Here is a 12,492-nt window from a genome sequence, read left to right as displayed (position 1 = left end):
TGGTGATTTTTTGTCCACGCGTGTAGAGGGTTTTCCACATCGCACGTGGAGAGCGATGGGGGTTTACTGTGGACAACCCGGTACGAGCGATACGCTGCAAGGGTTTCCAGCGGTGGTCATAAATTGTCCACGTTGCTTGCGGGGTGGGTGTGCGGGTTGCCGGCCAGCGGCCGGCACTACCGGGGCCGGGGTTTTCCACATGGGGCGTGGAGAGCGGTGGGTGTTTGTTGTGGACAAGTAGTGCCGAGCCATGTGCGGCAGGCGTTTTCAGCGCTGGTGTTTTTTTGTCCAGCGCAGCAATGGGGCGCGCAGGATGTCGGTTTTCTGCACACGTCATGCGGTTCTTTCCGCGCGCAGGCCCCGGCCTGGCGCCCTGGTCATGCGCTAGGCGCTACAGGTCAGCTTCCGCCAGGCCTCTCGCATGATGGCGCACACCGCCGGATCCTCGACCGCATGCTGCTGGTTCCAGACGCCCCCGGCGTCGGCCGCGTAGAACAGATGCACGGGTTGGAACGACGCCGGGTCGGCCCCCTGCAACAGGTGTCCGTCGAACCAGACAGCGCCTTGGCCGATGCACCACGGCCCCTGCACAGCAGCGCTTCCCGGCGCGCTCGGCCCCAGCCGCGTGAACGTGGCGCCGGTGACGTCGTGGAACCACAGGTGAGAGGCGTCCTGGAAGTAGCCCTGGCCCAGCCCAACGATCGAGCGAGGATCGGCGCCGTCGCAGAGGCGACCATGCAGATAGACGCCCTGCTGCCCGCGTGCCATGCCATCGCCTAGCACCTCGAAGCTCGCCGGCAACTCGGGCAGGCGGCACATGTCGTGCCAGACGTGGACTTCGTCGGCATAGTAGTCGTCGCTGGAGGCAAGCCGTTTGAACCGCACCGGATCGACATCGTCCGCGTGCAGACCACCGCCATCGCGGTGGGCAAGGTAGGCGCGGCGATCAACGATCACGGCCTGGCCGACCACGCGCGGCGCACACGCCAATGCCACGACGCGTCGCCCGTTGTAGTAGAGCTGACCGTCATCGGCCCAGAGTCGTCCTGCCAGCCGGCGGAATCTGTAGGGGTCGGCGTCCACCACGACGTTGTCGGCGTGTACGCCGCCGTAGTAGACCGTCTCGCCATCGGTAGCGTAGGGGTCGTAGTCGTCGTACAGGAGGATGTTGTCGGGCGATGCCCTGCGCACCCACGCGTTTCCCAGCCTCTGGAAACGCAGCACCAACGCGCGGAAGTACAGCGCCTTCTGGTGCCTGCGCTGCTCCGGCACCCACCCGAGCAGCGTGTCGACCCGCGGCATCAGCGCCGTCAGTGCCCCGGGCGGAAGGCATGCGGCGTCGTGCACCCTGCCGTGACCAATGCGCCAACAGGCCAGCTCATCCACGTCCCCGTAGGGATACCGGCCCGCGCAGACGTGCCCTGCTGAGGCCGTGAGCCGTGCCAGTGCATTGAACAGCGCCAGCGCCGGTGCGGCATCGTCCAGATTCCTGCCCCCGCTCTGGAAGAACAGCAGCAGCTGCTGATCCGGCAGGTACTGACAGAGGAAGGGCGCGTCGGGGTCGCGGTCTGCGTCGTCCACGAATGCGGCGAGTACGTCCAGCACGGTCTGGCCATCGGCGAGTGCGAGCTTCAGCCATGCCTGGAAGGTTTTCTGTGGAACCTGGATCTGTGCAGCCAGGGAGAAGGGTTCGCTCATCGGATGACGCTCCATCAGGGGTGGCGGCCGGTGCGCTGCCGGGGCTCCCTGATACTTACTGCTGCCCTGCCCTGCTTTCCATCCGATTAGTTGCAAATGGCTGTGCCGCCAAGCGGAACACAGGGTTTTTCCACAGCGTGCGTGGAAAGCGGTGGGTGTTTGCTGTGGATAAGTAGGCAGGAAGCAAATGCGGCAAGCGTTTCCAGGAGTGGTCAATTAATGACCACCGATTGCAATCCAGCCGACAGCCCGTCGCAGATCGGCTCCACCGTCCGGACTATGCTGCGCTACCCGTTGTCGATGGAGAAAACAGCTTGCGCAGGAGCAATCCCCGCATCGCCGTTGTCGGTGCCGGCATCATCGGCGCCTCCGTAGCGTGGCATCTGACGCGCGCGAGTGCAGCCGTCACGGTGCTGGAGCGCAGCGCCGATGCGTCGAGCGGGGCGACCGGCAGCTCGTATGGCTGGGTGGGTACGGGCAGCATGCTGCCGGGCGATTCGCCGTCGCGCTTTGCCATGATCCGCGACGCCTTGCCGGAATTTGCCCGGCTGGCGAACGCGCTGGGGCCATTACCGATCGCGGCGCGCGGTGCGCTCGTATGGTCCGGCACGGACGCTGAAACCGACGCGTTTGTAGCCCAGCAGCGAGAGGCCGGTATCGGTATCGAGCTGCTGGATGGCGCAGGAATCACGGCACTGGAGCCGCATCTGAAGGCGCCGGCACTGGCCGCATGGGTGCCCGGGGATTTCGCCCTCGAACCCGCCCTGCTGACCGCGCAGCTGCTGGCCAGTGCACAGGCATCGGGCGCACGCGTTGCCTTCGATCTGGAGGTGTCGGCCATTGAGACGCGCAACGGCCGGGTTACGCGGGTGGTGACAGCGGAAGGGTCGCATGCCGTGGACGCCGTGGTGCTTGCCAATGCCGCCAGCGCCGTGCCCCTGGCGGCACGCCTGGATATCCACCTGCCCGTGCGTGAGGCGCCCGCGGTGCTGTTGGCGTTCGACGCATTGCCCGGGCGTCTCCATCACCTGCTGTGCGCTGCGGACCACGAAGTCCGGCCACGCCTCGGCGGTGGAATGCTGGTTGCGGCCGACATGCCCGTCGAGGGCGATGCCGGGCTGGACAGCCTCGCCCGTCAGTGCATGGCCGATACGCAGGCCCTGCTCGCTGCCCCTGCCGTACTGGTGTTGCGCTCGGTGAGGGCCGTGCAACGGCCGTTGACTTCCACGGGCATGCCGATCCGGGGTTTCATGCCGGGCATTGACGGTCTCTACGCTGTCATAGGCCACCCGGGCGTCATGCTGGCGCCGTGGCTGGGCCGGCTGGCCGCGCAGGAGATCGTTGCCGATTGAGCGCGGGTACGGGGCGCTTCCGCGAGGTGGTATGCGCGGGCAAAGAAAAGGCCCCGCGCTGCGGGGCCTCTCTTGTACCGACATCAACGTGCGATGGAATCAGACGTTGAAGCGGAAGTGCAGGATGTCGCCTTCCTGGACGCGGTATTCCTTGCCTTCCAGGCGCAGGCGACCCGCTTCCTTGGCACCGGCTTCGCCCTTGTACTTGATGAAGTCGTCATAGGCGATGGTTTCAGCGCGGATGAAGCCCTTCTCGAAGTCGGTGTGGATCACCGCGGCGGCCTGCGGGGCGGTGGCGCCCTTGCGCACGGTCCAGGCACGGACTTCCTTCACGCCTGCGGTGAAGTAGGTCTGCAGACCCAGCAGCTGGTAGGCGGCGTAGATCACGCGGTTCAAGCCCGGCTCGGACAGGCCGAGGTCGGCCAGGAACGTGTCGCGGTCTTCGTCGTCCAGCTGCGACAACTCTTCTTCGATGGCCGCCGACACCGGCACCACCTGCGCGCCTTCGGTGGCAGCGCGGGCGCGTACGGCGTCCAGGTGCGGGTTGTTCTCGAAGCCGTCTTCCAGCACGTTGGCGATGTACATGACCGGCTTGAGGGTGAGCAGGAAGAGGTCGCGGACCAGCGCCTTCTCTTCCTCGTCCAGGCCCGCCGAACGACCGGCCTTGCCGTCGGCCAGCGCGGCCTGCAGCTTGGCCAGCACCGGCTTGCGTGCCGCCGCTTCCTTGTCGCCCCCCTTGGCGGCGCGCTCGGCGCGGTTCAGCGCCTTCTCGACGCTGTCCAGGTCGGCCAGGGCCAGCTCGGTGTCGATGGTGTCGATGTCCGACAGCGGGTCGACCTTGTTGTTGACGTGGATGACGTCGGCGTTTTCGAAGCAGCGCACCACGTGGGTGATCGCATCCACTTCGCGGATGTGGGCCAGGAACTTGTTGCCCAGGCCTTCACCGCTGGCGGCACCGGCCACCAGGCCGGCGATGTCGACGAACTCGACCGCGGTCGGGATGACCTTCTGCGGGTTGATGATCGCGGCCAGCTCGTTCAGGCGCGGATCCGGCACCGGCACGATGCCGACGTTCGGTTCAATCGTGCAGAACGGGAAGTTGGCCGCGGCGATGCCCGCCTTGGTCAGCGCATTGAACAGGGTCGACTTGCCGACGTTGGGCAGACCGACGATGCCGCATTTGATACCCATCTTTGACAACCTCTGGGGTGGTAGGTACCGACCGTTGGTCGGTACACCGTGGTTATTTCGGGGTGTGGAGGCGCTTCATCGCCTCACTGTAATCGCCGGATACCGCCAGCGGCAGCACGTCGATCGCATCTTCGATGGCACGACCAATCAGCACATCATCGTCTTTGCTGGCACGCCCCAGCACCCACGGGACCACGCGGTCCTTGTGGCCGGGATGGCCGATGCCGATGCGCAGGCGGTGGAACTTGCCGTGGCCGAGCAGGCGGATGGTGTCGCGCAGGCCATTCTGGCCGCCGTGTCCACCGTCGAACTTGAGCCGGGCCACGCCAGGCGGCAGGTCCAGTTCGTCGTGCGCCAGCAGGGTTTCTTCCGGTTCGATCTTCCAGAAGCGCTGCGCGGCGGTGACCGATTTGCCACTGAGGTTCATGAAGGTGGCGGGCTTGAGCAGCCACACCGAGTGCCCGGCGATGTCGACCTTGGTGGTCTCGCCGAACAGCTTGCTGTCCACGCTCCAGCGCGCGCCGGCCTGTTCAACCAGGGCGTCAATGAAACGAAACCCGGCATTGTGCCGGGTCTGGGCGTGCTCGGGTCCGGGATTGCCCAGACCAACGATCAATCGCAATCCTGTCATCACTCTTCTTTCGTCGGTACCGGCCCTGTGCCGGCACATACAGAAACGGCGCCTGCCCCGAAGGACAGGCGCCGCAATCACTTACTCTGCAGCCGGCGCTTCGTCGGCAGCTTCTTCCTTGCCGAGCTTGGCGGTGACGATCGCGTCGTCATGGTCCTTGCCCTGGGCCAGGGCCGGGATCTCGACGCCCTTCGGCAGCTTGATGTCCGACAGGTAGATCACATCGCCAGCCTTCAGGTCGGCCAGGTCGACGTCGATCGACTCCGGCAGGTCCTTCGGCAGGCAGGACACGGTCACTTCCTTCAGTTCGTGGGTGACCACGACGTCGGCAGCCTTGCCAGCCGGCGAGGTGTCTTCGTTGATGAAGTGCAGCGGGACGTTGGCGGTCAGCGCTTCGTTCTCGTTCACGCGCAGGAAATCCAGGTGGATGATCAGCTGCTTGAACGGGTGGCGCTGCATGTCACGCAGCAGGACCTTGGTGATCTGGCCATCCAGGTTCAGGTCCAGGATCGACGAGTAGAACCACTCGTTCTGCTGGGCAAGCCAGGTGGCGTTGTGGTCCAGGTTGATGTTGATCGGAGCGGCGTCGCCGCCGTAGACGACGGCCGGGATCACGCCGGCGTGACGCAGGCGGCGGCTCGCACCCTTGCCCTGCACGTCACGAGCGGTGACCTTGATTTCATGGGTCTTGGACATTGTATTGACTACCAGTTGGTGCCTTGCCGGATGGCTTGGCGATGAAGGGCACGTCCGCGACCAGACGTACCCGGGGCCCGCCCACCGTTGCCGGCGGGCGGAAAAATAATCAGTCCACGTACAGCGAGCTGACCGACTCGCCGAAGGCGATGCGGCGCATCGTTTCGGCCAGCATTTCCGCCACGCTGAGCTGGCGGATCTTGCTGCACACCCGCGCCTCTTCACGCAGCGGGATGGTGTCGGTCACCACCAGCTCATCGAGCTGGGAGTTGTTGATGTTGTCCACCGCCGGGCCCGAGAGCACGGCGTGGGTGCAGTACGCGGCCACCTTGAGGGCGCCACGCGCCTTCAGCGCCGCGGCAGCCGCACACAGGGTGCCGGCGGTATCGACGATGTCATCGACCATCACGCAGGTCTTGCCTTCGACGTCACCGATGATGTTCATCACGGTGGAGACGTTGGCGCGCGGACGGCGCTTGTCGATGATCGCCAGGTCCGCATCGTCAAGCCGCTTGGCCACCGCACGTGCGCGCACCACGCCGCCCACGTCCGGGGACACCACGATCAGGTTTTCCGTGCCGTAGGCGCGCCAGATATCGGCGAGCAGCAGCGGCGAGGCATATACGTTGTCGACCGGCATGTCGAAGAAGCCCTGGATCTGGTCGGCATGCAGATCCACCGTCAGCACCCGGTCGGCGCCCACGGCACTGAACATCTTGGCGGCCACCTTGGCGGTGATCGGCACGCGCGAGGAGCGCATGCGGCGATCCTGGCGCGAGTAGCCGAAGTACGGCACCACCGCGGTAACACTGTTGACCGAGGCGCGCTTGAGCGCATCGATCAGCACCAGCAGCTCCATCAGGTTCTCGGCGCTCGGCGCGCAGGTCGGCTGGATCACGAACACGTCCTGCTTGCGGACGTTTTCCTCGATCTCGACCTGGACTTCACCGTCGGAGAAGCGCGACACCAACGCCTTGCCCGGTCGCACCCCCAGTTCCTTGCAGATGCTCTGCGCAAGGCGCTTGTTGGCGTTGCCGGAAAATACCAGCAGGTTGGGGTGATCTTGCATCATGACGGTCTCGGGCGGGAGCGATTGGAGAACTCGGCCGCCGGCACCCTGGAGTGTCTGCGGTGACAACACCGCGGATCATCGGCCGTGCCCGCGCAGGCATGCGCATGGGAACGCGGCTGACATCCGCAAGTGGCAGGGGCGGGAGGATTCGAACCTCCGAATGCCAGGATCAAAACCTGGTGCCTTGGGCCTCTTGGCGACGCCCCTGCATCAAAATCAATAACGCTCGAGTACATCAAGCAGTGGCGAGCGCTCCACGCCCGCAGCCACCCATGCCCGCAGTTCTTCCGGCAACTGCGCCAGGCCCTGCTCTGCAGCAGCGCGCGTGGCGAAGGCGACGAAACAACCGCTTCCCGACCCGGTGAGTCGTGCCCGGCCGATCCTGCTCAACGCTGCAAACGCTGCCTCTACGGCAGGTTCGCGACGGCGCAGTACCGGCTCGAACGCATTCCCGAGCAAAGACCCGGAAGCGAAGTCCGCTATTTTCGCCACTGGGGCGTCGCGCGTCAAATGCGGATCTGCAAAAAGTCCGGCGGTCGGGGCGTGCACCCCCGGATCGGCGACCACATACCAGGCCGGCGCGAGGGCAATCGGGGTGAGCTGCTCGCCCACCCCGTCGGCCCAGGCGTTGTGTCCCCGGACGAAAACCGGCACATCCGCGCCCAGCTGCAGCCCCAACGCGGCCAGCGCATCGACGTCCAGGCCGGCGTTCCAGAGGCGGTTCAAGCCCACCAGCACCGTGGCGGCATCGGACGACCCGCCGCCGAATCCACCGCCGGCCGGAATGTGCTTTTCCACGCCGATATCCGCACCTTGGGCGACATTGGCGGTACGTTTGAGCAACAGCGCGGCACGCACCGCCAGGTCATCGGCCTCGGCCACGCCCGCCAGCGAGGGGCCATCGCGGCGCACCTGGCCGTCTTCACGCACGCGCAGCCGGATCTGGTCGCCCCACGCCAGCAGCGCGAACACGGTCTGCAGCTGGTGGTAGCCATCGGGCCGGCGGCCGGTGATGTTCAGGAACAGATTGAGCTTGGCCGGGGCCGGCCACTGCGACCAGCCCGCGTTCAGGTCCGGAGCGCTCATGGACGGCCGAGTGTCCAGCTGTCGACGACCACGCGCACTTTGGCGTCGCCGCTGGTCGCTTCGATCCGCCGCGGCAGCACCGGGCGGTCACCCTCGGCCGGGTACCAGTCCAGGTACTGGATCTGCCAGCCCATTTGCTCGACCCGACGCGGCCGGCCGTCGCCGTCGCGCTCAACGCGCTCGGCGGCGCCGGTGTCATCGGCGACCAGGCCCCGCACCCAGTCGGGCAGCTGGTTGACCGGGATGTCCCAGCCGGTCGCCTCCAGCAGCACCTGCTGGGCGTCCTCGCCTTCACGCGGACCGCCCTCCAGGCCTTCCAGGCGCCCGCCTTCGTGATGGCTGTCGCCGGTCAGCTTCCAGCTCTGGCGGGTGACCGGTGCACTTAGCTCCACCACGTAGCGACGCGCATCCTGCTGCCAGTCGATGCGGCCGTTGCCGCCGTTGCGCCCCTTGTTGACCGCGACGCGGCCCTGGAAGCTCCACTGCGGCTGCGCGCGGACGGCGGCCACGCGGGATGCCTCGGCTTGCTCGGCCTCGGCCGACACGGTGGTCACCACGGTGGGCGCGGCCGGGGCCTTGCGCTCGTCCAGCGACACGCAGGCCGACAAGGATGCGGCCATCGCCAGCGCGGCGCCGGCCTTGAACAGGTTCAACGTCATACGCCGTATTTCTCGATCACGCGCTGCAGGGCGCGGTTGTCAGGGTCCAGTTTGCGTGCCTCGTCGAGGAAACGCCGTGCCTCGTCCTTGCGGCCCAGCACCCAGAGCACCTCGCCGACGTGTGCGGCGACCTCGGCGTCCTTGCTCAGGGTCCAGGCGCGGCGCAGCTGCACCAGCGCTTCTTCGTTGCGGCCCAGGCGATACAGCACCCAGCCGTAGCTGTCGACGATGGCCGCGTTGTCCGGCTCGGCAACGCGGGCGCGGTCGATCAGCTCCAGCGCTTCCTGGTAGCGCTGGGTGCGGTCGGCCAGGGTGTAGCCCAGCGCATTGAGCGCGGCCACGTTCTCCGGGTCGGTCACCAGGATCTTGCGCAGGTCGGCTTCGGCGCGCGGCACATCGTCGCGGCGCTCCCAGGCCAGGGCGCGGGCATACAGCAGCGCGTTCTCATCCGGGTACGCCGCCAGGCCACGGGCCAGGGCGTCCAGCTCACCGGGCAGGTCGTCGCCGCGCTGGCGCAGTTCGGCCTCCAGCAGGTAGGCATCGCGCCGGGCTTCGTCGTCGACGGTGGCGTCGGACTGGATGGCATGCACTTCGGCGAACGCCTTGTCCGGGCGGCCCGCGTCGTACTGGGCGTTGGCGGCACGCAGGCGCGCTTCCGGCAGCTCCTCGCCCCCGGGCACGCTGTGGTACCAGTCCACCGCTTCGGCCGGGCGCTTGAGGTACTCGGCGATCTTGCCCAGCAGCAGGCGCTGGGCGGGGTCGGGCTTGGCGGCCTTGGCCGACAGGTCCTTGTAGAGCAGCAGCAGGCCCGCGTCGTCCTTCTGCTTGGCCAGCAGCGAGGCACGCATGCCCCAGGTCTGCACGTCCTGCGGTCCGACGGCCAGCACGCGCGCGGCCGAGCGCGGATCGCCGAGGCTGTCATAGGCGATGGCCAGCGCGTTGCGCAGTTCCGGGTCTTGCCGGCTCTTGGGCTCGACCCCGCGCAGCAGCGCCAGCGCGTCCTCCTGCTTGCCGGCCTGGGCCAGCTGGCTGGCATTCAACAGCGCCACGCGCGGTTCGTTCGGGAAGCGTTTGACCACTTCATCGACCATCCGCTTGGCCAGGTCCGGGCGCTCCATGCGCATGGCCAGGCGGCCCAGCTCCTGCCAGACCTCCAGTTGATCGGGAATCGCGTTGTCGTCCACCAGCCCGCCCAGCACCTGGGCCGGCACGGCGGGGTCGCGCCCGCCGCCGATCAGCGCGGCGATGGCGAACTTCCAGCCGCGCGGGTCCGGGTCCTTCAGCAGCGCCCCCAGTTCGGTGCGCGCGCCGGCGATATCGGCCTGGCGCATGTCCAGCGCGGCGGCGGCGCTGCGCATGGCCAGGCTGCGCGGGGCGCGGGCCTCCCATAGCGCCAGCGCCCGGGCGGCACGCTTGTCGTCGTCGGCCAGCATGGAGATGCGGGTGGCGCGCTCGGCCAGCCCGGCGTCGTCGGTGCCGGCCTCGGCGGCCTCCAGGTACCAACGCGCGGCGTCGCCGAGCTTGCCGGCCTGCAGGGCGAACTCACCGGCCATGACCGGGGTCAACGGCGCGGTCTGGGCCGCTGTGGCCTTGGCTGCCGGGGCTGCAGCGGGGGCCGGCGGCGCCGCCGCCAGGGCGTTGGCGACGGACAAGGACAGCAACAGAACGCTGGAGATGCGAATCAATGCGGGCATCGGGGGCTTCTGGCCTTAAAATGACGACTTGAATGGCCAGCAGCTTATCGCAAGCAACTGAACAATGACCCTGTGGGTGCTCGGACTGAATCACCAGACCGCGCCAGTGGAACTGCGCGAACGCGCGTCCTTTGGCGGCGACGCCCTGCCCCAGGCATTGGCGTCGCTGCGCGATACCCCGCAGGTGGCCGAGGCCGTGCTGCTGTCCACCTGCAACCGCACCGAGCTGTACGCCGTGGCCGAGTCCGGTGACGCGCTGGCGCAGTGGCTGGAATCCCACGCCGGGCAGCTGCACGGCTACCTCTACCAGCACGCCGACGCCGACGCGGTGCGCCACCTGTTCCGCGTGGCCACCGGGCTGGACTCGATGGTGCTGGGCGAGCCGCAGATCCTGGGCCAGGTCAAGGACGCCTGGGCCATCGCGCGTGACCACGGCCTGCTGGGCCAACGCCTGGACCGGCTGTTCCAGCAGACCTTCTCGGTGGCCAAGCGCGCGCGTACCGATACCCGCGTGGGCGCCAACCCGATCTCGGTGGCCTCCACCGCGGTGCGCCTGGCCCAGAACTCGTTCGCGCGGCTGGAAGATTCCACCGTGCTGCTGGTGGGCGCCGGCGAAACCATCGAACTGGCCGCCCGCCACCTGAGCGAAGGCAAGGTGCGCCGCCTGCTGGTGGCCAACCGCACGCTGGCCCACGCCCAGGAACTGGCCAGCCGACATGGCGGCGTGGCCCTGCCGCTGACCGAACTGGAGCGCCACTTGGGCGAGGCCGACGTGGTGTTTTCGGCCACCGCCGCACGCGAGCCGGTGATTGCCCGCGCGCATGTGGCCGCCGCGCTGAAGGCCCGCAAGCACAAGCCGATGCTGCTGTTCGACCTGGCCGTGCCGCGCGATATCGAGGCGGGCGTGGGCGAGCTGCCCGATGCGTTCCTGTATACCGTGGACGATCTGGAACGGGCGGTGGAAGACAACCGCCGCAGCCGCCGCGAGGCCGCTGCCGAAGCCGAAGCGATCATCGAACTGCAGGTGGCCCGCTTCGTGGAAACCCTGCAGGCCAGCGCCCACCAGGCGCCGCTGCGGCAACTGCGCGCGTACGGCGAAGCGACCCGCGTGGAAATGCTGGAGAAGGCCCGCCAGCAGCTGGCCCACGGCAAATCACCGGACGAAGTGCTGGAACTGCTGGCCCATGGCCTGACCAACCGCCTGCTGCACCCGCCCACCGCCGCGCTGCGCGCCGCTGCGCTGAGCGGCGATACTGAGCTGACCCGCGCCGCCGAGCGCCTGTTCCCGGCCAAGCCGGGCTACCAACATCCTGCTGTGAAGACTGATGACGCCGACCCTGCGCCGTAAGCTGGAAGCGCTGGCCGAACGCCGCGAAGAACTGGAACGCCTGCTTGCCGACCCGGCCGTGGTGAACGACAACGATCGTTTCCGCGCGTACTCGCGCGAGTTCGCGCAGCTGCAGCCCATCGCCACGGCCCTGGCCGACGAAGCCCGTGCGCTGGCCGACCTGGCCGCTGCCGAAGCCATGCGCAGCGACCCGGACCTGCGCGAGCTGGCCGAAGAAGAAATCACCGCTGCGCAGCAGCGCCTGCAGCAGCTGGACCAGGAACTGGCGCTGCTGCTGGTGCCGCGCGACCCGCGCGACGACGGCAACCTGTTCCTGGAAGTGCGGGCCGGTACCGGGGGCGATGAGGCCGCGATCTTCGCCGGCGACCTGTTCCGCATGTACGCCCGCTACGCCGAGCGCCAGGGCTGGAAGGTGGAGATCGAATCGGACAGCCCCGGCGAACACGGCGGCTACAAGGAAATCGTAGCGCGCGTAGTTGGCCGCGGGGCCTATTCCAAATTGAAGTTCGAGTCCGGGACGCACCGCGTGCAGCGCGTGCCGGCCACCGAATCGCAGGGCCGCATCCACACCTCGGCGGCGACGGTGGCGATCATTCCCGAAGCCGACGAAGTGGATGACGTGGTGATCAACCCGGCCGACCTGCGCGTGGATACCTTCCGCTCGTCCGGCGCCGGTGGCCAGCACGTCAACAAGACCGAATCGGCGATCCGCATCACCCACGTGCCCTCCGGGGTGGTGGTGGAATGCCAGACCGAGCGCAGCCAGCATGCCAACCGCGACAAGGCGATGAAGCGCCTGAAGGCCCAGCTGCTGGATGCCGAACGCAGCAAGCAGGCCGCGGCCACGGCCGAAAGCCGCCGGCTGCAGGTGGGCAGCGGCGACCGCAGCCAGCGCATCCGCACCTACAGCTTCCCGCAGGGGCGCATCACCGACCACCGCGTGGAAGGGCTGACCCTGTACGACCTGCCCAACATCATCGCCGGCGAGCTGGACACGCTGGTGGAACGGCTGATCCACGAGCACCAGGCCGACGAGCTGGCGCAGCTGGCGGCGGGCACCTGACC

General features: G+C 67.7%; 11 protein-coding genes and 1 tRNA gene. 3 read left to right on the top strand and 9 right to left on the bottom strand.

Features of this window, described 5'->3' with window-relative positions:
• Positions 1-384: 384 nt before the first annotated feature.
• Positions 385-1,698, bottom strand: a complete 1,314-nt coding sequence (locus ACZ0AE_RS03760) for a hypothetical protein (RefSeq protein ID WP_463600436.1) — start codon at positions 1,696-1,698, stop codon at positions 385-387.
• Between the two features lie 314 nt (positions 1,699-2,012).
• Between ACZ0AE_RS03760 and ACZ0AE_RS03755 the strand changes: the two genes are divergently transcribed.
• Entirely contained in the window at positions 2,013-3,050 is a 1,038-nt protein-coding gene (locus tag ACZ0AE_RS03755) for an NAD(P)/FAD-dependent oxidoreductase (RefSeq protein WP_463600435.1), read from the top strand.
• Between the two features lie 99 nt (positions 3,051-3,149).
• On the opposite strand, the gene ychF is transcribed toward ACZ0AE_RS03755, so the two are convergent.
• From ychF to ACZ0AE_RS03715, 8 genes are all read right to left on the bottom strand, one after another.
• A complete protein-coding gene (ychF, locus tag ACZ0AE_RS03750) occupies positions 3,150-4,241 on the bottom strand; it encodes a redox-regulated ATPase YchF (protein ID WP_038690322.1) in 1,092 nt (363 codons plus the stop codon).
• 52 nt (positions 4,242-4,293) lie between these two features.
• Positions 4,294-4,872 carry an aminoacyl-tRNA hydrolase gene (pth, locus tag ACZ0AE_RS03745; protein WP_463600434.1) on the bottom strand — a complete coding sequence of 193 codons (579 nt, stop codon included), beginning with the start codon at positions 4,870-4,872 and terminating at the stop codon, positions 4,294-4,296.
• An 81-nt stretch (positions 4,873-4,953) separates the two neighbouring features.
• Complete coding sequence (locus ACZ0AE_RS03740) at positions 4,954-5,568, bottom strand: 50S ribosomal protein L25/general stress protein Ctc (RefSeq protein ID WP_038690326.1); 615 nt, start codon at positions 5,566-5,568, stop codon at positions 4,954-4,956.
• A gap of 109 nt (positions 5,569-5,677) precedes the next feature.
• Positions 5,678-6,637: a ribose-phosphate diphosphokinase gene (locus ACZ0AE_RS03735; protein WP_038692467.1), complete on the bottom strand. Its 960-nt coding sequence runs from the start codon at positions 6,635-6,637 to the stop codon at positions 5,678-5,680.
• A 133-nt stretch (positions 6,638-6,770) separates the two neighbouring features.
• A tRNA-Gln gene (locus ACZ0AE_RS03730) sits at positions 6,771-6,847 on the bottom strand.
• 9 nt (positions 6,848-6,856) lie between these two features.
• Positions 6,857-7,726 carry a 4-(cytidine 5'-diphospho)-2-C-methyl-D-erythritol kinase gene (gene ispE / locus ACZ0AE_RS03725; protein ID WP_463600433.1) on the bottom strand — a complete coding sequence of 290 codons (870 nt, stop codon included), beginning with the start codon at positions 7,724-7,726 and terminating at the stop codon, positions 6,857-6,859.
• Entirely contained in the window at positions 7,723-8,385 is a 663-nt protein-coding gene (lolB, locus tag ACZ0AE_RS03720) for a lipoprotein insertase outer membrane protein LolB (RefSeq protein WP_447592067.1), read from the bottom strand. The genes ispE and lolB overlap by 4 nt, the downstream gene beginning before the upstream one ends.
• Complete coding sequence (locus tag ACZ0AE_RS03715) at positions 8,382-10,079, bottom strand: tetratricopeptide repeat protein (RefSeq protein WP_038690332.1); 1,698 nt, start codon at positions 10,077-10,079, stop codon at positions 8,382-8,384. Before ACZ0AE_RS03715 ends, lolB begins: the two co-directional genes overlap by 4 nt.
• Before the next feature lie 64 nt (positions 10,080-10,143).
• Here ACZ0AE_RS03715 and hemA point away from each other — a divergent pair, with 64 nt between their 5' ends.
• Entirely contained in the window at positions 10,144-11,427 is a 1,284-nt protein-coding gene (hemA, locus tag ACZ0AE_RS03710; RefSeq protein ID WP_463600432.1) for a glutamyl-tRNA reductase, read from the top strand.
• Positions 11,405-12,490 carry a peptide chain release factor 1 gene (prfA, locus tag ACZ0AE_RS03705; protein WP_038690336.1) on the top strand — a complete coding sequence of 362 codons (1,086 nt, stop codon included), beginning with the start codon at positions 11,405-11,407 and terminating at the stop codon, positions 12,488-12,490. The genes hemA and prfA overlap by 23 nt, the downstream gene beginning before the upstream one ends.
• Positions 12,491-12,492 lie beyond the last annotated feature (2 nt).

This window comes from Stenotrophomonas sp. AC248 (genome assembly GCF_979258185.1).
Note: the sequence above shows the minus strand (reverse complement) of the source record. Positions and strands in the feature narration are given on the sequence as shown.